The organism is Chitinophagales bacterium, from assembly GCA_016787225.1.
Classification (GTDB): domain Bacteria; phylum Bacteroidota; class Bacteroidia; order Chitinophagales; family JADJOU01; genus CHPMRC01.
This window is the reverse complement of record JAEUUY010000011.1, coordinates 269787-290879: the sequence shown is the minus strand read 5'-3', so window position 1 is coordinate 290879 and position 21093 is coordinate 269787. Positions and strand designations below refer to the sequence as shown.

19 protein-coding genes are annotated in these 21093 nt (G+C 35.6%); 11 read left to right on the top strand and 8 right to left on the bottom strand.

Going from position 1 to position 21093, the window contains the following annotated elements; genetic code table 11:
* Window positions 1–20: 20 nt before the first annotated feature.
* Window positions 21–470 (top strand): GNAT family N-acetyltransferase, encoded by a 450-nt coding sequence (locus JNL75_04430; GenBank protein ID MBL7789063.1) that lies wholly within the window; start codon window positions 21–23, stop codon window positions 468–470.
* Window positions 471–479: 9 nt separating this feature from the next.
* Here JNL75_04430 and yidD read toward each other — a convergent pair whose 3' ends face one another.
* The 4 genes from yidD to JNL75_04410 all read right to left on the bottom strand — a co-directional run bounded on the left by yidD (window position 480) and on the right by JNL75_04410 (window position 1816).
* Window positions 480–695: a membrane protein insertion efficiency factor YidD gene (gene yidD, locus JNL75_04425; GenBank protein ID MBL7789062.1), complete on the bottom strand. Its 216-nt coding sequence runs from the start codon at window positions 693–695 to the stop codon at window positions 480–482.
* Window positions 696–745: 50 nt separating this feature from the next.
* On the bottom strand, window positions 746–1132 hold the full coding sequence (gene rnpA / locus JNL75_04420) for a ribonuclease P protein component (protein ID MBL7789061.1): 387 nt from the start codon (window positions 1130–1132) through the stop codon (window positions 746–748).
* Between the two features lie 39 nt (window positions 1133–1171).
* Entirely contained in the window at window positions 1172–1327 is a 156-nt protein-coding gene (gene rpmH / locus JNL75_04415; protein MBL7789060.1) for a 50S ribosomal protein L34, read from the bottom strand.
* A 171-nt stretch (window positions 1328–1498) separates the two neighbouring features.
* Complete coding sequence (locus tag JNL75_04410) at window positions 1499–1816, bottom strand: NigD-like N-terminal domain-containing protein (protein MBL7789059.1); 318 nt, start codon at window positions 1814–1816, stop codon at window positions 1499–1501.
* 127 nt (window positions 1817–1943) lie between these two features.
* Between JNL75_04410 and JNL75_04405 the strand changes: the two genes are divergently transcribed.
* Both JNL75_04405 and JNL75_04400 read left to right on the top strand, forming a co-directional pair.
* Window positions 1944–3848 carry an ABC-F family ATP-binding cassette domain-containing protein gene (locus JNL75_04405; protein ID MBL7789058.1) on the top strand — a complete coding sequence of 635 codons (1905 nt, stop codon included), beginning with the start codon at window positions 1944–1946 and terminating at the stop codon, window positions 3846–3848.
* Between the two features lie 7 nt (window positions 3849–3855).
* Window positions 3856–4302 carry a thioesterase gene (locus JNL75_04400; protein MBL7789057.1) on the top strand — a complete coding sequence of 149 codons (447 nt, stop codon included), beginning with the start codon at window positions 3856–3858 and terminating at the stop codon, window positions 4300–4302.
* Between the two features lie 3 nt (window positions 4303–4305).
* Here the strand turns inward: JNL75_04400 and JNL75_04395 are convergent, their stop codons facing one another.
* From JNL75_04395 to JNL75_04380, 4 genes are all read right to left on the bottom strand, one after another.
* Window positions 4306–5409, bottom strand: coding sequence for a hypothetical protein (locus tag JNL75_04395; GenBank protein ID MBL7789056.1), 1104 nt, complete (start codon window positions 5407–5409; stop codon window positions 4306–4308).
* Window positions 5410–5569: 160 nt separating this feature from the next.
* Window positions 5570–6109, bottom strand: a complete 540-nt coding sequence (locus tag JNL75_04390; protein ID MBL7789055.1) for a DUF664 domain-containing protein — start codon at window positions 6107–6109, stop codon at window positions 5570–5572.
* Window positions 6110–6121: 12 nt separating this feature from the next.
* Window positions 6122–7747, bottom strand: coding sequence for an amino acid permease (locus JNL75_04385; protein ID MBL7789054.1), 1626 nt, complete (start codon window positions 7745–7747; stop codon window positions 6122–6124).
* Window positions 7748–9232: an alanine:cation symporter family protein gene (locus JNL75_04380; protein MBL7789053.1), complete on the bottom strand. Its 1485-nt coding sequence runs from the start codon at window positions 9230–9232 to the stop codon at window positions 7748–7750.
* Between the two features lie 124 nt (window positions 9233–9356).
* Between JNL75_04380 and JNL75_04375 the strand changes: the two genes are divergently transcribed.
* The 8 genes from JNL75_04375 to JNL75_04340 all read left to right on the top strand — a co-directional run bounded on the left by JNL75_04375 (window position 9357) and on the right by JNL75_04340 (window position 21090).
* Window positions 9357–10724, top strand: a complete 1368-nt coding sequence (locus tag JNL75_04375) for a DoxX family protein (protein ID MBL7789052.1) — start codon at window positions 9357–9359, stop codon at window positions 10722–10724.
* A 119-nt stretch (window positions 10725–10843) separates the two neighbouring features.
* Window positions 10844–11482: a hemolysin III family protein gene (locus tag JNL75_04370; protein MBL7789051.1), complete on the top strand. Its 639-nt coding sequence runs from the start codon at window positions 10844–10846 to the stop codon at window positions 11480–11482.
* Window positions 11483–11535: 53 nt separating this feature from the next.
* Window positions 11536–12603, top strand: coding sequence for a serine/threonine-protein phosphatase (locus JNL75_04365; GenBank protein ID MBL7789050.1), 1068 nt, complete (start codon window positions 11536–11538; stop codon window positions 12601–12603).
* Between the two features lie 14 nt (window positions 12604–12617).
* Window positions 12618–15467 (top strand): histidine kinase, encoded by a 2850-nt coding sequence (locus tag JNL75_04360; protein ID MBL7789049.1) that lies wholly within the window; start codon window positions 12618–12620, stop codon window positions 15465–15467.
* A gap of 473 nt (window positions 15468–15940) precedes the next feature.
* Window positions 15941–16249: a GIY-YIG nuclease family protein gene (locus tag JNL75_04355; protein ID MBL7789048.1), complete on the top strand. Its 309-nt coding sequence runs from the start codon at window positions 15941–15943 to the stop codon at window positions 16247–16249.
* A 582-nt stretch (window positions 16250–16831) separates the two neighbouring features.
* Window positions 16832–17581, top strand: a complete 750-nt coding sequence (locus JNL75_04350) for a response regulator transcription factor (GenBank protein ID MBL7789047.1) — start codon at window positions 16832–16834, stop codon at window positions 17579–17581.
* A 123-nt stretch (window positions 17582–17704) separates the two neighbouring features.
* Window positions 17705–19810 carry a tail fiber domain-containing protein gene (locus tag JNL75_04345; protein MBL7789046.1) on the top strand — a complete coding sequence of 702 codons (2106 nt, stop codon included), beginning with the start codon at window positions 17705–17707 and terminating at the stop codon, window positions 19808–19810.
* A 227-nt stretch (window positions 19811–20037) separates the two neighbouring features.
* A complete protein-coding gene (locus JNL75_04340) occupies window positions 20038–21090 on the top strand; it encodes a T9SS type A sorting domain-containing protein (protein MBL7789045.1) in 1053 nt (350 codons plus the stop codon).
* The last annotated feature ends 3 nt before the right edge of the window (window positions 21091–21093 follow it).

The following is a 21093-nucleotide window of genomic DNA, read 5'->3' as shown; positions in this document are numbered from 1 at the left end:
TTTAAATGTTTAATATAAGAATGGCTGAGCCAGCAGATATTCCTACTATACTCAGCTTGATAAGGGAATTAGCAAATTTTGAGCGTCAGCCTGATGCTGTGATTCTTTCAGAAAGTGAAATGGAGCGTGCAATTTTCGGGGAACAGCCTTGGGTTTTTGTTTATGTAGCTGAAATAGAAAACAAGGTAGTAGGTATGGCACTTTATTATTATGGATTTTCGACATGGAAGGGTCGAAGTCTTCATTTAGAAGACCTTATCGTCAATGAAAATTATCGAAAACTAGGCATAGGTAAAGCTCTAATGAATCAAGTCATAGAGGTAGCTAAATCTGAGAAAGTCGAGCGTATGAGCTGGGAAGTACTCGACTGGAATGAGCCTGCAATAAAATTTTATAAATCTCTTAATACACAATTTTATAAAGACTGGTGGTTGTGCAGATTATTTAAGGAGCAGTTGGAGAAACTATAGGATACATTTCTAAGGCACTGGGTCAAATCCACTCCCTCCCCATGGATGACAGCGAAGCAGTCTTCGGGCTGATAGGTAAAATGCTTTAATGGGATTGAATTTTTGAAAACACTCCAATGCATATTGGCTGCATGTGGGATAGAATCGACAGCGTGCAGGTATGGTGGGTGATATCACTTTCTGATAAAATTTTATAAGGAGAAGAAAGGGGAGATTATACCACACGAGTTAACTAATAATTAAATAGGGAATAACTAATAATGAAATTTTTGGTTCTAAGTTGTCAGTTTTTTCATTAATTTTTTCAAACAGGATTCAACTTGTTTCTCAATATCTTGAAATGTTTTTCCCTCCGCTTTGGTTTTGAGAATTAGGAAAATGTGAATAGAGATTTCGTTTTCATTAAGGTGTTCTATCATAGGGGCTTTGCGAGTTCGATAAGCTTCGCGAAGCCATCGTTTAAATTTATTTCTGTCATGTGCTCGCTTATAGAGCCGCTTAGACACAGAAAAACCCGCTTTAAGCGGGTAATCTGATATTTTTACTAATGCGTATCTGAGGGTTAAATCTTCTTCGTGAATTGACTTCCCTTCTTTTGAGAAGATATAATCAATAGATTTTAGGCTTTTAAGACGCTCATAAGATTTTAAAGTATTTCTCATCAGGCTCTATAGCGTTTAAATATTGAGCCTAGACTGGCTTTACTTCAATCTCTTCTCGTCGCTTATGGTTAGTTTATATCTACCCTTAGCTCTTCTAGCTTTAAGCACTTTATACCCACTAGGACTGCTATTTCTAGCTCTGAATCCCATTTTATTAGCTCTTTTTCTTCTCGATGGTTGAAACGTTCTTTTCATCTCTATAAACTTTTAACTTGTCATTCCTTAAAAAAAGGAGTGCAAATGTACACTTTTTGGATTAAACTTGAGTGATAAATGTTAGGGAAATAGTCTCCAGTCGCAAGTTTTTAGTCTCTAGCAATTGATATTCAAATAATTATTAATATAATTTTAAAGAGGATATCAACCTTATTGAGCGGTAACTGCTTCTGCACAAGTGATTTCTACCATGGGTCCTACCATACAAATACTCATTCTATCTTCAATATCTTTATAAGTAAACTGAATGCGTTGATTGTTGACTTTTATCTGAGGATAGTTGTCTAAATTGATAGGTTCTAAAATAGTGCCATTATCCAAACGGATGTTAAATCCACAGCCATCAAGGCCTTTCATATCTACGACAGTGCCGTATTTGTAGTCTGGGCAGCTATTTTGGCTCTTGTTTTTGTTGCAACCTATAGCTAACAAAGAGATTATTGTTAGGGTCAAAATTGAATTTTGCATAATATAAATTTTACCCAAAGATAACGATAATACAAACAAACTATTGCTTGAATGGATGATTCTTAACTTAATTTTTCTTATTTGAAAATTAACAATTGGTTTTTCCTTAGTACTTTTGCACCCCTTTATGATATCAGTACAGAATATTACGCTCCGATTTGGGGGCAGGACGCTTTTTGAAAATGTTACTTTTCTTATCAATAGAGAAGATAGAATTGGTTTGACTGGAAAAAATGGTGCGGGTAAATCCACCTTACTCAAAATACTTTCTGGAAGTCTACGAGCTGAGTCTGGTTCGATAGCTACCCCTCGGGATTGCCGTATCGCTATCTTGACCCAAGATATAGAAAAAATAACTAAAGGCACTGTAGTCGAAGAAGCGCGAAACGCCTTTAAAGAAATACTTGCTATTCAGAAAAAAATAGCCGACATCACTCATCAGCTAGAGACCAGAACAGACTATGAAAGTGATGCTTATATGAAGTTGATAGAAGATTTAGGCGATCTGCAAAATCATAATAATATACTAGAAAGCGACAATATTGAGGCGGAAATAGAGCGCATCCTCAAAGGTCTTGGCTTTGACCGTAAGGACATGAATAAAAATATGGCCGAACTCAGCGGAGGTTGGCAGATGAGGGTAGAACTAGCGAAAATATTGCTTCAAAGACCTGATTTAATTCTTCTCGATGAGCCCACAAACCACTTGGATATTGAAAGTATTCTATGGTTAGAGAATTTCTTAAAAGAATATGATGGTGCAGTTATTCTGGTATCTCACGATAAAGCTTTTCTAGATGCTGTGACGAATAGAACAATAGAAGTGACCTTAGGCAGAATAGAAGACTACAAAGCCAACTACTCCAAATACCTAGAACTTCGCAAGGAACGAAGAGTACAGGTAGAAAATGCTTATAAAAATCAGCAAGAACAAATTAGACAGATTGAGCGCAACATTGATAAGTTTAGAGCGAAGGCCAATAAAGCGAGTTTTGCTCAATCGCTCATCAAGCAGCTAGAGCGTATGGATAAAATCGAACTCGAAGATGAGGATAATTCCAAACTTAATATCAAATTTCCAAAATCGGTACCCTCAGGAGTGCTTATCTGCGATGTCAAAGAAGTGTCTAAAAGCTACGGTGCTCAGCAGGTTATTAATCATTTCAGCTTTAAGGTTGAGCGCGGAGATCGCATAGCCTTTGTAGGTAAGAATGGAATGGGTAAATCCACTTTAGCGAAAATTCTCGCCAATGATATCGACAATTATCAAGGTACTGTAGAATGGGGACATAACATCGTCAAAGGTTATTTCGCACAGAATCAGGAAGCTGAATTAAACAATAGCAAAACCGTATTTGAAACTATAGACGAAGAAGCTGTCGGGGATATGCGCACCGCCGTGCGTGCCTTGCTAGGAGCATTTCTATTCAGCGGTGAAGATGTCGATAAAAAGGTGAGTGTGCTATCGGGAGGAGAACGAGGACGACTAGCTATGTGTAAACTCATGCTGACGCCAAACAATTTTCTCATTCTCGACGAGCCGACAAATCACTTGGATATTAAATCTAAAGAAGTTTTGAAACAAGCATTAGAAAAGTTTGATGGTACCTTTATCGTAGTATCACATGATAGAGAGTTTCTGCAAGGATTGACCAATAAAACCTATGAATTTACCAATAATGGTATCAAAGAGTTTTTAGGGACAATAGATGAATTCTTGGAAAAGAAAAAGGTCGATGGATTTAGACAGTTTGAACAGGATAAGATAGATAGTGGTCAGAAGTTAGTTGTCAATGGTCAGTCAAAAGTTGTCACTCAGAAACAAGAGTCTATTAATAAGGTTGACAATGGTGTCAAAGAGATTGAGAAAAAAATAGAAAAGCTGGAAGGAGAGATAAAGAAATGGGAAGTGAAAATGGCTTCGGAAGAGTTTCTTGAAAAAGCTGCGAATGATAGTAGTGCTTATGATGCTTATAATAAATTAAAGATGGATTTGGAGCTTGCAATGTCCGAGTGGGAAGCCTTAGTTTAAATTTAGTATGACCAATTTCAAAATACAACTCCTCCTACTCACTCAGCTACCTATTGCATGGATTGCAGGGTTGAAATTATTTTCCTATTCTGAAGAAACTTGTTCGATATCCGTTAAACTCGGTTTTCTAAACAAAAATCCATTTAAAAGTATGTTCTGGGCGGTGCAGGGCATGGCAGCAGAGCTCTCCACGGGGCTGTTGTGCATGGATATTATACAGAAATCGAATCAAAATATTTCTATGCTCGTCATTGAACAAAAAGGTCAGTTTTTTAAAAAAGCTAAAGGAAAAATTATCTTCACTTGTACTCAAGGAAGTGCGATTAAGGATACCATTCAAAAAGCAATTGATACAAAAGAATCACAAACCATTATGCTCACTAGCATAGGAAAGGACGAAGCCTGTGATAAGGTTTCGGCTTTTGAGTTTGTTTGGAGTTTTAAGGTGAAGTAGAGTTTATCTCCTGTCCTCTGTCTCGCTATATTGATAAAGGTTGCCTTTATTCCATACGGTCATGGTATTCGGAGTTAAGTCCCAATAGACCACGCATTGATTTTGCATATGCCATTCTCCCTGAACGACGCCTTTGGATATTTGAACTTTGACACCTTTATAAACTCCCCATAATACGCGATACATATCTTCATATACCAATAAGTCGTCCCAGATATCGTATTTCAAAGGAGTATAGTTCTCTAATTGCCAAGCCTTGCCATTTGTAAATAAATAAAAGTTCCCTGCATTATCAGTATAGGCTAGCATATTTCTTTTTTGCAGTTTTGTTTTGGGAGCAGTGGAGAGTAGGGTATGTGTTTTTCCATTATGATATAAACTCCATTCGTCAACGTTATTTTGGTAAGTAAGAAAATCATTGGATACTTCATAGCGATCAATATGGTAGGACTCCAATTGAATCTTTTCGCCACGGTCGAATACCATAAAATTATCGATATTATCGTGATAGGCGATGATGCCACGCCCCATTTTAAAGTTATTGGGGGTTATATTTTCAAGGTCAAAGACAGCATGCTTATAAAAAACTTTGAACTTATAATCTAAGGTGTGAAAAGCGACCATATTGTCGCTAACTTGAAAGCGACCTGTATCTGAAAAATCCATAAGCTGATAAATCGTGTCATAAACATAAACTTTGAGTCGGTCGTAATTGTCGATATACGCTAAGACGCTATCTCCTAGCTTAAACGCTCCTTTTGTAAAAGTTTCTACTTTTTTAGAGGTTTTTCCATTGAACACCCCTAATTGTAATCCTTGAACATAAGCCATAAGATAATTGGTCACTTTCAAGACATCGGGTGGAACAGGGAAAATTGTGTACTTTTTATGATCAACAACAAGTTTAAAGTTCCCATTTCTGTCGATATAGGTAATATAGTTTAAACTTGGGTAAAAAGATTGAATAGGTAGAATCTCCTGTTTGGAAATACTACCATTCATATAGGTGAAGAAGAATTTTCTATCATCAAAAATTCCCGCTGTGCCCTGGCAAAAAAGCTCAGCATTGAACATTAAAAGAAAAATAATGAAATACCTAGACATCATTACACAAAATTAGACTTGTTTTCTCATATGGGTTTAAAAAAAGAGGCTTTACTCTTTCAAGTAAAACCTCCTCTTTCTAAAAAACCTAAAACAAAAACTAAATTATTGCACTAACTTAATTTGCTATTACAACGCAGAAATCTTTGTTTTAGTATGTAAATTATTTTAATCTCTTGCGTATCATGCGTATCTGACCTCTATGATTTATTTCATCTTCAAAAGCATGAAACCATTTGAAATAATTGTTTCCCTTTTTATTATCCCAAAAATCAGACTCCTCATATAGCCAAGAATCTTCTAGCTTCTGAAAATCTTCTAAGGTCTTTTTTCTAACCTGAGCTAATTGTTCGATATAAAATTCTAGGGAATGACCTTTAATTTTTTCTCTTCCTAGATTTCCAAGTTCTAAGGCTGGACGCCAACATTCCAATTCTTTATCGTCAAGGGCCCTATTCTCAATAGTTTCTTTATGAAAGTCAAATTCTACTGCAGCTATATGCAAAAGCAACATACCGATAGTGTTTGCATTTTCATCTAATAAGAAATCTAAATCTGAAATCGATAAATCTTTGACTGCATCGAAGGTTGTGATACGGGCATAGTTCATCTGTGAAACCAAATGTCCTATTTGAGGCGAAAAGCCTTCCAATGGCTGAATTTTAAATAAGTGATCGAGTTCTAAAAGTTCGGGGGTATACATCTATATTTAAAATTACTCTTGACCAATCTTGCTATGTTTCTTTCCATAAATATAATAAATAATCAGACCTAAAGCCAGCCATACAGCAAGTCGAATCCAATTAGTCCTATCTAACCCCGCCATCATGAGTCCACATGAAACAATACCCAAAATTGGTACAATTGGCATAAGTGGAGTCTTAAATCCGCGAGGTAATTCAGGGTTTGTTTTTCTAAGAACAATGACTCCGACACACACTAAAATAAATGCAAACAAGGTTCCTATACTTGTCATTTCACCTACTATATCGATTGGCACTAGGGCTGCAATAGCCCCTACGAAAACCAATAATATTAGATTGGCTTTGTATGGGGTTTTAAACCTTGGATGAACTTCAGAAAAGACCTTTGGCAATAGCCCATCTTTACCCATCGAAAAGAACACACGGGATTGACCCATTAGCATGACTAAAATTACAGAGCTAAATCCTGCAAGAATAGCAACTGTTACAGCCTTAGCTAGCCAACTAAAGCCAGTCATATATTTTTGAATGGCAAATGCGATGGAAGCCTCCTTTCCATTCGTTCTAAAATCATCGATAGTGGCTACTCCTGTCAGAACATGCGCAAAAAGAACATAAAGTATGGTGCAGATAAGTAGTGAGCCTAAAATGCCTATGGGCATAGTCTTTTCAGGGTTCTTTGCCTCTTGGGCTGCGGTAGACACAGCATCAAATCCAATAAAAGCAAAGAAAACCACACCGGCTGCACTGACTATACCCCAGAATCCGCCAAAATCACTTTTGGCTCCATGTGTATTAATATATGTAGTAACCTCCGGAATATAAGGGGTATGATTAGCAGGATTCATAAATCCCCAACCTATACCTATAATTAAGATCACTATAGCTACTTTGGCTATGACGATAATACCATTGATAAAGGCAGACTCTTCTGTGCCCTTAATTAAAACTAATGACAGTAAACTCACTATAAGAAAAGCGGGAACATTTACGATACCATGATGAGTAACCATATGCTGACTGATAGCAGGTGCAAGATTCGTAGCTATATCTTTTGGTAAAATAAGAGAGCCATTTCCTTGTAAATTGACAACCATTTCTTTAGTTAAAACATTCTCTAACCGACTGATATCCATTCCAGGTACATATTTCAAAATGTTGATACTCTCCATTGGCGAATGACACCACTCATAAGGAATAGGATTCATATTCATGACATGAATCAGAAAATTGTTAAAATATTCACTCCAAGCTATACCGACTGTGGCAGCACCTACAGCATATTCTAATACGAGATCCCAGCCAATAATCCATGCCAATAATTCTCCCATAGTAGCATAAGTATAAGTATATGCACTACCAGCTATGGGAATAGAACTAGATAATTCGGCATAGCATAAACCAGCGAATGCACAACCTAATGCAGCCAAAATAAATGCTATGGAAACAGAAGGTCCTGCATGCTCTGCAGCTGCTCGTGCCGTATTGACAAATAACCCCGCACCGATAATGGCTCCTATACCGAGCATCACTAGTGATGGCGCGGTTAAGGTTCTTTTGAGAGTATCATGTCCTTCTGCTTTAGCTTCAGCTATGAGCGCACCTATTGGTTTTACTCGTGAGAATAGTCTTTTCATTTATTTCAATGTTTTGAGTTTAGATAAATATAAATTTAAATCATTTTTAATCTCTGGGGCTAAAATATAAAGTCCTAAAATATTAGGGAAAGCCATCGCTAGTATCATCATATCTGAAAACTCCATAACGTTAGCTAGACTTGCAGAACTTCCTATCACCACAAAGCACAAATATATTAGGTTATAAGTCATTTTCATTTTTTTTGTTTCACCAAATAAAAAAGTCCATGCTTTCAATCCATAATAGGACCAGGATATCATGGTAGAGTATGCAAAAAACAATATAGAGATTGTTAATACATATTTGAACCAAGGCACTACTGATGAAAAGGCTGCTGAAGTGAGCTCAGAGCCTGTCAATGTGCCACCGGCACTATCAAAACCTGTAAAAATGATAATTAAGGCCGTCATGGTGCAAATAACCACGGTATCTACAAATGGCTCTAGTAAACTTACGATTCCTTCGGTCAATGGTTCATCGGTCTTTACAGCCGAATGGGCTATAGCGGCCGAACCTACTCCTGCTTCATTGGAAAATGCAGCTCGTTGAAACCCGACAGCTATTGCTCCAGCAGCACCTCCAAATAAGGCTTTGGCACTGAAAGCACTAGTAAGTATTTTCATGAAAGCCTCATCAAGTTGAAATATATTTTTGCCAATTATTATCAAACCAAAAATTAAATAGATCGCCACCATCAATGGAACTAATTTGTCGGTTACATTAGCTATTTTTTTAATTCCTCCTATAATTACTATTCCTACAAAAATAGCTAGCAGCACGCCAAATACAAAACCATTGCCAGCGAATTGCGGAAAGACATTGGCCAGTTGGGCGTAGGATTGATTTGCCTGAAACATATTACCGCCGCCGAATGAACCTCCGACACACAATACTGCAAATATTATAGCTAAAAATTTTCCGAGTTTTTCTTTATTGTGCTTTGCTAGACCCTGAGCGAGATAGTACATGGGACCACCAGAGACTTCCCCTTTCGCATCGATATGTCGGTATTTCACACCTAAGGTACATTCTACAAATTTAGAAGTCATGCCTAATAAACCTGCAATAATCATCCAAAAAGTAGCACCAGCTCCACCGAGACTGATAGCGACGGCTACTCCTGATATGTTGCCAAGGCCTACAGTGCCTGATAATGCAGTAACTAGGGCTTGAAAATGAGAAACCTCGCCTTTTGAGCCTTTCTTATCATAGAGCCCTCGAGTTATATCTATAGCATGCTTGAACAAACGAAAATTGATAAATCGAAAATAGATAGTAAAGAAAATTGCTCCTAGGACGAGCCATAAGACTACTATTTTAATATCGAAACCTATAAATGTAAAAGGCTTAAAGAAAATAACACTACTCAAGACTTCTACAGTGGGCTGCACCGTTCGGTCTATTTTTTCTTCCAAACTACCAGCGGCTAGCATAGAAATCGGAGATAATGAAGCTAGAATAATAAAACTTGGATTTAATTTCAAAATGCTTTGGTTAAGTTAATTTATAAAAAACAAATATAGGCTCCTATTCAATTTTAAATTTATTTTTTTTAAATACGTGCTATCTAAATATTTAATAAGTTTGCATATATTAAAATTTATATCCATGACGATTCAAAAGTTGTTTATCATCATTGCTATTATATCTCTTGCTATTTCTTTCTATAGAAAACATAAAAATAAAAGCGATGGACTTTTACTAAATTTCTGTCAATACTTCTTGGGACTTCTTTTTGTTTTCTCGGGATTTGTCAAAGCAATTGACCCACTAGGAACGTCATATAAAATGCATGAATATTTTGAAAGTTTTGCACGCGATGGTATGCCAGCTTTATGGGAACAAATGGCCCATTTTAGTGTGCCTATTTCTATCATAATGATTGTAGCTGAAATTGTCTTAGGGTTTGCTATAATTTTTGGTTGTAAAATGAGATGGGCAGCAATAGGTTTATTGGCCATCAATTTATTTTTCCTATATCTTACAGGCTATTCCTATTTATCGGGATACTGCCTTACAAAGCAAGCAATAATAGTTCCTGCTGTTTTATTAGCAGTCCTGTTTTTGTTTTCATTTGTGCAAAATCACAAAAAGCGATGGCAGGGTTTGACACTTCTAACTCTTGCTGTCCTCTTATATTTCTTGTATTGCAAAATGGGAGGAGCCTGTGCTACCTGTGCCTTTGACAAAACTAAGATGAAGGTGACGGATTGTGGTTGCTTCGGTGATTTTATGAAATTAAAACCATGGGAGACATTTTACAAGGATATTTTCTTGACCATCATGTCGCTCTATGTTGTAGCGTTTTCTCATAAGCTTACCCATGTTCTCGATGAGAAAAAAGCATGTGCATTGACACGGATTTCCCTTTTCTTAGCTACTTTGTTCTGTCTTTATAGTACTTATTGGGGCGAGCCTGTTATCGATTTCAGACACTATGCCGTAGGTAATGATATCAACGAAAAAATGAAAGAAATCAGACCTCGAAAAGCTGACTTTATGTTTATATATAAAAATAATGCTTCAGGTGAACAAAAGGAATTTGACATGAACAATATTCCTACGGACACTGCTTGGAAATTTGTAGATAGAAAAGAAAATGTCATTGATGAAGGGGAACCAGCACCTATTAATAATTTGCGATTTGAAGACCTCGAGCACAATGATGTCACCTATAGTATTCTCAACGAAGAAGCAGAGTCTTACTGGGTAGTGTGCTATGATGTGAATAAGACCAATATGAAAGCATTTGATGAAAAGATCATTCCTTTTGCAAAAGAAATGCGAAAAAAAGGAATCAATGTATATTGTATGGTAGGAACATCTACCCCAGAATTTGATAAAAAAGCAGGGGAACATATGGATATGGTTCGTGCGGATGGTACGCCACTCAAAACTATGATTCGCTCTAACCCTGGAATTATCAAGGTGAAGAAAGGAGTAGTGCTCGAAAAGAAGCATTATAGAAGTTTATAGTTTCTAGCCAATAGTTAAAAGTTAATAGTGAAAATTTTCCAATGCTTTTGCTGTTTGAAAAGAAGTATGGAGTTTATATAACTATTAAAAATTTAGAATTAATCATTCAACATTAAAAATTGGGTACCTACAGAGATTATACCGAAATAGAGGAGAAGCTTAACTATGGAACTCATTTCTGCGGTTTAGTTTTTTACTTGTTTGCTTGTCCATACCTAGTATATCAGGCTGCTATGAAGCCAGATCATGTTAGTATTTCAGGCTTGGTTATTTATTCCATTGGCCTTATTGCTGTATTCTCTACTTCATCTCTCTACCATTTCACTAAAAATAGAGAGCTCAAAACTAAATTTCGCACCTTAGATCATATGGCTATATTTTTACTCATAGGTGGCACCTACACGCCTGTAGTAGGGAAGTATGTGGCTAATCCATTAGGAGCCGTTTTTCTCATTATACTATGGAGCATTTTGATTGCTGGTATCATGTTGAAATTTTTCTTTATGGGGCGATTTAAAACTTTTTCGATTGTTCTATATGTATTCTTAGGTTGTATGGTTTTGTTTATTATAAAGCCTATCCTTGAAAACATGCCAGATGATGTATTTCGATATATTCTATTTGGAGGCATAACTTATTTAGCAGGTGTGGTTTTTTATATCAACAAAAGACGAGAATATACACATACGCTGTGGCATTTATTTGTATTAGCTGCTAGTCTTTTTCATTTTATAGCGGTATTTAAAATAGCTGTTTGAGGCTGTAATAATTATATTATGGGAATTAACTGCCTTCGCTCAAAATATCAACTATGTTAGACAAATTAGAAGGCGAAACCATAGCATTGTTAGCGAGGCAAGCTACAATCCCTGAAATGGAGCGCTATATAGCGCATGTGCTAATCGAAGCAGGGGTCACATCATATAAATTAGCTTGGCTAGACGAACAAAAACGCGAGACTACTTGGCTAGAGCATCAGTATCATTACCAATTTCAAACGCAAAAGGAGCTTGTCAACTATCAGCAGAGAGACATTCTGGTTTGTTATTACAATACAGATTTAGATATAATAAAAATATGGTCAAGTATTCGAGCTTTAGTATTGCATATTTATCTTACGACAGCTTATAGAACTAAAAATGACCGCCGCTATATGCGTCAAGACCTTGAACTAGCCGCTAAGATGCAGCAAATGCTTGTACCTAAAAATCTTTACTGCAATAAATCCTTCTGTGCCTCAGGGCTATATGTGCCTAACTATCAGGTAGGTGGAGACTTCTACGATGTCATCCCTATCAATGATTATAAAATAGGGTTTTGTATAGGTGATATATCTGGAAAGGGAATCAATGCTGCCATAATTATGGCTCACTTTATAGGCTTTATTCGCTCTACATTGATGCGCGATATAAAACTGGAAGAAGCCATCCAACTCATCAACGCTAAAATATATGAACTGACAGATGGCGAAAAATTTATTACCCTATTCCTAGGTGTATATAACACCATAGACAAACGCCTCGTCTATATCAATTCTGGTCATCCACCTATACCTCTCTATGATGAGCAGGAAACCCTGTGGCTAGAAACTGGCACTACCTTGCTCGGTATGTTCCGAGACCTACCATTTATAGAACTCGGCAAGCTGCACTTCCAAAATAAAAAACAACTCCTCCTCTATACTGATGGACTCCTTAATCTTACTATAGACCACGAACCTTTTCTCTCCACTCACGAACTCAGTTATATCCTCCATCATGAATGCCTAGGAAAATCCACACATGAAATTACGGACTATTTCCGCGAAAAAGTCAAAGGGATAAACGTGTCAGAAGATTTGAAGGATGATATTAGTGTTTTGGCTGTTGAGGTGGGGTAGTTTAAAATAAGAATATGAAAACAAGAATTCTAACTATTCTATTTTTACTGACCTGTTCATGTCTATACTCTCAGGTCATTTTAGAACATCTGACTAAAAAAGACGGACTGCCGAGTAATAATATCAGCACTATTAGTCAAGATAAGGAAGGATATATCTGGATAGGGACAGATAATGGTGCCGCAAGATATGATGGCAAAACCATAAAAACATTTACAGTAGATGATGGCTTAACCTCGAATGAAGTGACAGGCTTTTACCCAGACCCATTGGGAAGAGTATGGATAACTTGTTTTGGGGGTGACCTTTGTTTTTATTTAAACGGGAAAATCTATAATAAAATAAATTATCCTAGACTGAAAAATGTCCCGCGCTATTTCTTTTCTAGAATTGATTTTTTAAAACAAAGGGATTCATTTCTCATTAATAGCTATGAAAAGATGGAAAAACAATCAACTAAAGACATTAAAATTGAAATGAATTATTATACGCTTGAGTTAAAGGAGACTCTAATAAGGGATTTAAAAATCAAAGACTGGGATTATAGTTTACAGGGTTCTATTCATGAATTAAAACTAATTGATTCAAGTTACCCATCTATTCTGCATAATTTTAATACTTTAGAATTGAAGATGAAATGTATTGTATTTTATAGTATTGGAGATTTTAAAGTAGTTCAGTTATTAGATTTTACCACCTTCATTCTGGATAAAAGAGGTAAGGTTGTATTTAAGGGTAAAATAGATGGTGTTGTCAGCTTTCCAGTTTTTAATGATAGCAATGCATTTTTCTTCAAAGCCAACAATCATTTGTATTTGTTTACTAATAATAAAAGAGTAGTAAAAGGGCCCTATTTTAAGAGTTTAATAGCAGCTTTTTTAGATAATAATGGTCAGTTATGGATCTCCACATCTAATGGTGTTGTCCGTTTATCCTCAAATACCTTAAGTCTTCCCAAAGTGATTAATGAGTTAAAGCGTCCTGTTTATACCATTAAAAGTTTTGAGGGCAATATTTATGCAGGATTAGATGAAAATGAGGTGGTAAATCTTACGAATGACCAATATTACAGATATCAAAAATTTTCTGAAGGCGCATCAAGAGTTTTAGACTTCTTTAAACTAAATGATGAAGTTTTTACCATAGGAGATCAAACTAGTTATAATCTAAAAACACAACTTCCATTAGACAAGTTTGTCAATTCTTGTAAAAATGCTGTTCAATTAAATAAGAACGAAATTTTATACTCTAATTTTAGAGGGCTAAGACATTTAAAGTATACTAATGGCAAGGTATTAGAATGGGAACCATATTTAGGTAGAGTATTTAATGCATTTCAATCCAATGATAAAAAAATCTGGATTGGTGCAGAAGCAGGTTTAAAATATTCAGATTCAACAATGCAAACTTTCGTAGGAATGAAGTTGCCAGTGCCTAATGCAGAAATGGTAAAACATATACAACAGGATAGTTATGGCACTATGATATTCTCCACTAATAATGGAGTGGTTTTTTGGAGTCAGGGGAACTATTTTCACTTAAACAAATTGAATGGATTATTAGACAATTCCATTAATAGAGCCTATCCAAGTAGGAATGGTAACTATATTAATGTGTGCACTAACTTGGGATTTAATCGAGTAAAATATAGAATAGAAGGTAAGAAATTATATTATACCATTAGTTCCTATACTGCGTCTGATGGTTTGCGGTCTGAAGTAGTATATTCGGCGCTTGAGAGCGAGAGTAATATCTACATTGGCACTCGTGAGGGTATTACAATTATTCCAATGAGAGATTCAATAAAGCAAGTTTCAATCCCCATAAAATTAGAGAGCTATTTAGTTAATGATTCCTTTTACGAATTTAACAATAATGAATGGAATCATCATCAAAACACCTTTCAGTTTAATTTTTCTGCCTTCTATTATCAGCGAAATAGAGAAATGCAGTTTTCTTATCAATTAACGCCTATAGATCAAGCGCCTGTCATTTCAGACAATCCGTCTATCATATATCGTGGTCTAGCGCCAGGAGATTATACCTTGAAAGTTTTTGCTTTTGACAAACACTATCCAAAGTTGAGAAAAAGTAAAGTCTGGACTTATCGTTTTACCATTTCCCCACCATATTACAAAACATGGTGGTTTATTTCGCTGATGACGCTATTAGCAGTTTCAGGAGGATTTCTTTTGTATATCAGCTATTTGCGAAGAAAACAAAAACAAAATCTAGAGGTGCAAACCCTATTGAAACAGATGGCGCAGCATAGATTGGAAGCTTTGAAAGGGCAGATGAATCCTCATTTTATTTTCAATTCTTTGAACACGGTGCAGCATTTTATCTCTACTCACAACGAGCGAGAAGCTATGGACTTTATCGCCAAATTCAGTTCTCTGATAAGAAAAATGTTAGATTTGGCTCGGGTAGATAAATTAAGTTTAGAGAAGGAGATTCAGTTTCTAAAAGACTATGCAGAAATAGAGAAGATACGATATGTGAATAAGTTTGATGTGGATTTTATAGTCGACGTAGTGGATAAAAATGATATAGAACTACCTTCCATGCTAGTTCAGCCACTTCTGGAAAATGCCATAAAACATGGCGTCTCTAATTTGAAAGAGCGAAGGGGACGAATAGAAGTGGTGATTATGACTGTAGATGAACATTGGTTGAATATTAAGATAAAGGACAATGGCAATGGATTGGTCAAGCGAGAAGAAAGTTCAAAATCGTATACATCAGCAGCCTTGGATATCATCCGCGAACGATTAGAGGTCTATGAGGTAGATGGAAGAAAGGGAAGATTGGATATTCGGTTTTCTGAAAATGGAACAGTGTCGGAGTTGGTGGTGCCGATTTAGATTATTATCATTGGTCATAGGATTTAAGCGAAAGTTTTATTGTATATCCTCAGTCTCGAGTTTGTCATTTCGACTGCAGGGAGAAATCCATTTGCCTCCAGAAAGGAAGACATCTCTCTTCGCTCGATGTGACAAACTCGGAAAATACCAATTGAATCAATTATACTTTTTACTTGAACAAACCACACTTCGCTTTTGTCATTTCGGGCCTGTCTCGACAAAGGAGGGAACACGAAAAATCTAATTACCTACCAAACCATAGACATCTCCCGTTGGTCGATGTGACAAAGCGAAAGTGCATAATTTTAAAACAATTGCATGTTGAAATAAAAGTATAGCTTCATTTCATTTGTATGAAGGACCTTGGAGAATTTGGGTAGTACCTCCCTTCGCTTCTCTCCTATGTCGATATAAAATTTTATGACACGGAAATTCATCTAATAAAATTACAAAACAATTTTTATTTTTATCCAATGAAACCAACAGGAACACACAATTATTATGTTTATATTTTAACCAATTACACTAAAACAGTTCTATACATTGGCGTGACAAATGACCTAGAATCCAGACTAGACCAGCACAAAACCAAATCGAACCCTAACTCATTTATCGCAAAATACAACTGTTGCTATTTGGTTTATTATGAAAGATTTCAATATATTCAGCATGCTATCGAACGAGAAAAAGAATTAAAGAAATGGTCGAGAGTAAAAAAGAATAAATTGATAGAAATTATGAATCCTAGTTGGAGTTTTTTAGAGGAAGAATGGGGTTTGTAAGCTAGATTGATTTATTGCTATTTTGAATTAATGTGTTGCAAGTACGACACTTGGCTTTTGTCATTTCGACCGCAGGGAGAAATCTAATACTTCAGTTTAATGTAGACATCTCCCTTCGCTCGATGTGACAAAGCACGTAAGTATGTTTGAAAAAACAATTAGGTTAACGCCAATATAGATGATTTCTCATCTGTCTTTATTTACTTTAGTGACAAACTTGATATATTCCACTTGAATTAATTAGTCAATTGCTTTGGAAACACCACACTTTGCTTTTGTCATTTCGACCATAGTGAGAAATCAATTCACCTTTAATTCTTTAGACATCTCCCTTTTGTTCTCTCCTTCGTCGAGATAAACTTTTGTGACAAGGCGCGTAACTATGTGTGGAAAAACAATTAGGTTAACGCCAAAATAGATGATTTCTCCTCTGTCTAAATTAACTTTAGTGACAAACTCGATATATACCTCTTGAATTAATTAGTCAATTACTTTGGAAACACCACACTTTGCTTTTGTCATTTCGACCAAAAGGAGAAATCAATTCACCTCTGAATTCCAAAACCTTTTTATCTTTAACCCATGAATCCTCAAAAAATCAAAGCCATTATCGTCGATGACGAAGATCGGGCACTCCAGCTCAATGTCAATATGATATCAACCTACTGCCCTCAGGTAGAGATACTCGGTGTTTTTGATTCAATCGATGCGGCGTATGAAGGCATACTACTTCACAAACCAGATTTAGTATTTCTGGATATAGATATGCCTCCTTATACTGGATTTGATTTGCTGCGAAGATTACATCCTGTGTTTTTCGAAGTCATATTCGTGACGGCTTTTAATCACTATGCTATTGATGCCATTCGATTTTCAGCTTTGGATTATCTGATGAAACCAGTAAAGATAGATGAATTGCAAAATGCGGTGCTTAAAGCATCAGAACGTGTTGCTGGCAAAAATAAAGATGCTGTAACCATCCAACCTTTAGACCAGATGAAAGAAATCACCAAACTGGTTATTAATTCGCAACGAGGAACAGAAATACTAGATATAAAAGACATTCTCTATTTTAAAGCAGACAATACCTATACTGAATTTTATACGACCCAAGGAAAAGTCCTAAGTACGAAGACTATGAGCGAATACGAAGATATGTTTCAAGATAAAAATTTTTTCCGTATTCATCGCTCCTATATGGTCAATCTCTATCAAGTGAAATCTGTGGACAAACTAGAAGGAAGTCAAATTGTGCTAAACAATGGCGAAACCTTGCCACTAGCTTATCGCAGAAAACATGAATTCTCCGAGCGATTGAAATCATTGACTTAATTGCGCTCACAAAAATATTACCTACGCTTACTAGAAATTAGATATCGCTCAACGGATGACCGATTATTTGCCTGTGCCTATTCTGCATTTTTGCGGTATTATTTAATTTTAAAATTTACAATTATGAAAAAATTATTTTTAATTTTAATGCTAATTTCTCAAATCAGTATGTCTTCTCAGATTACGGACAACTACAACAATGCAGCGTTGTGGACTGAATTTGATGACCCTAGAGCAAGAATGACTTTTAATGCAGGAAGATTAGGCTGGAATTTAACATGGAATGACGCGCTTGTTAATATTGCTCAATCAAACCTCAGATGTTCTAGAAATCTTAATGGATTAATTTCTACCAGTCCTAATTTTCGTGTAGCTGTTACATATCGAATTACTACTGCTTTACAAACTGGGACTACCGTTTTGGCAATTACAGAAAATAACACCCAATCTCTTGTTACTAGGCTTACAAATACAACTTTCAACTGTAATCAAAATTCTTCGATTACAATAAATATGAATGGAAATGCATTTTTCATTCAAATAAAACCAAACAATGCAGTAACACAAAATAATGCAACTTGCAACCCTATTTTCCAGCAACAGATTAACTTTAACAATCAATTAAATGTAGATAGGAGAATTGAGCTCACTCAAATCGGGAATAGATATAGATTTAGGGTTTTAAATCCTATCACTGGTGCTGAATTACTTAATCAGGTATTTTGTTCTCCAGTTACACCTTCCAATTTGAACTTTATACAACATGGAAATCACCCTTGGGCTGGCGTTAATGGAGGAATAATCGAAGTGGACGATTTGTTTGTTGACAATCCTTCAACTATAGTAGACCCTACCATCAATGCATTTCCTTCTGTGACGATAAATGGTCCGACTGGGGTCTGTGAATTAGACGACCAACCAATAACATTGACGGCTGTGGCTCCAGGTGGCACTTTCGTATGGAATAATCCTCCAACAAATGGAGCAAATCTAAGCGTATCTATACCGGGAACATATACCGTTACAGCTACAGTAAACAACTGTGTTAGTACAGCTACAGCAAATATTGTGGATAACTGTCCTCCAGGATGCGAAGACCCTTGCAGTTGGAGTAAAACAGGCAACAATGGCATAACATCGGCTAATTTTTTGGGAACTAGGAATAATATAGATTTGAATTTCAGAACTAACAAAAAGCTAAATTTGAAATTGGGTAGTTCAGGTAATTTAACACTTAATGAAGGTAAGTCTTTAATGTTTGGCAAGATTACAAATAACACTACTGAGAATCGTTGGGGAATAGAGGAGTTTGATGGTGGATTAAATTTTTGGAAACCGTGGCCTTCAGCTAATAACGGAAATTACAAACTTTTTTTATCAGACGACAAGGTAGGAGTTGATATTGGCAATACTCCGACGTGGGCTAAATCACTAACCTGGAATTGGCATAAATTTCAAGTAAGAGGATGGGGGTTATCAGATGGATGGGCAACATTTTCGGACGAAAGATTAAAGAAAAATTTTATGCCAATCGAAAATGCGATTGAGAAATTGAAATTATTAAATCCCTATCAATATGATTATGACTTTTCAGATTTTCCTGGCGATACAACTAATATTAAAGGTTTAAACATTAATAAGCATCCAAACATGAATGGAATGACAAATAGGTTTGGTTTTAAAGCACAAGAAGTTGAAAAAGTACTACCAAGTCTTGTTCATAAGCCTTTAAACTCAAAAGGATTCATGGCAATGGATTATGATGGTTTTATTCCAATTACTATACAGGCCATCAAAGAACTCAACGCTAAAGTAGAAAAGCAAAATAATGCTGTGATTGAGAATGAAGAACTTAAAGCTAAGATAGCAAAGATGGAAGAGAAATTTGCACTATTAGAAAAAACGATCGCTCAGTTATGTGAGAGTGGCTGTGAAGGTCTGAAAAAAGCTGGTTCTAGCTCTGATTCAAATGTTCTTTTTCAGTCTATTCCTAATCCTACAGACAATGAAGCATTGATAAACTATCACTTATCTAGAGAATATAGAGATGCATCTATCACTGTATCTAGCCAAGATGGCAAGCAATTGATGTCAGTAAAACTAGATACTAAAAAAGGTGCGGGGTCTGTTAAAATCAATTTAGGAGACTTAGCTAATGGCACCTATCTCTATACACTAGTAGCAGGGGAGCGTGTCATAGACACCAAAAGACTCCAGATTATAAAATAAAACAAAAACAACAACATTTGAAAATCGAGAAAGGTCGTCTGCCATTGGTGGGTGACCTTTTTTCATCAGAATCAAAATCTATAAACTAGGGTGAATAAACTTATAAAATTACGCTTACAATAAAAATAGCTACGTTCACAAGAAAAATATTTGCCTGAATTAAATGAGTTATTTTTGTATAAATTATTAATTCTATAGTCCTTGAGCTATATCTAAATGTATAAATTATGAAAAAATTAATTCTATCAATATTCTTATCTACAATTGTCTTAATCGGAAATAGTCAAATAGTTTTAACAGATAATTACACTAATTCTGCAATATGGTCTGAACTCGATGATGTGGACAATCAGATTAACTTGAATAGTGGTCTTTTGATATCAAATACGACATGGTCTCTATCAAATCCCGATCAATCAAATGCAAGAATATATAGATCTCTCGGAACTACATTGAGAAATACCGATAGATTGAAAGTAGATATTGATTTCAAGGTAAGCCAAAACCTGAGCAATCAAAATGGATTAATTTTGTTTTCACTGTGTCAAAATTCAAATCAACCCTACGTGACTCGAAATTCCGATTATAGTTACGATTGTAAAAAGAATTCATCAATTTGTGTTTCACTCGGGGATGGTTTTATATCACTGCAGCTGAAAGGACTAAACTCTTTTCAAAATAATACATCAACTTGTCCCAATTCTTTTTCTAGAGATATTTATGGTCTAAACTTAACAACAGGTGTTAAGTATTATTTCAGATACATAAAACAGATGAATGCACATAGAATTCAAATTTTTTCTAATCCGACTAGATTAAATACTAGCAAAGTGTTTGATACGCTTTTATGTTCTTCTATTGCATCAGATAGTTTAGCATATTTTATGCATGGCAATCAATCTGTCGCTGGCTGGGACAGAACTTTTGAAGTTTCAATAGATTCCACTTCGATAGAAAAAATAAGTAGCGATAATACAACAAACTGTAATTCTTCAAGTATAGCAGATCTTGATAAAAATAATACTGAATTATGGGCCTATCCAAATCCAACGAATGATTTTATTAATATAAATTATACTAAAGCTTTAACGAATAAATCGAGCCGTATAATTATGCATTCAATAATAGGGCAGATTATAAAAGTATATAATGCGGAATCAATATTAGGTAGGAATAGCATGACAATCTCAACACTAGATTTGCCATCTGGCACCTATTTTTATTCTTTAGAGCAGGATGGACAAAGGGTAGCTACTAATAAATTGCAAATTGTTCGTTAGAGA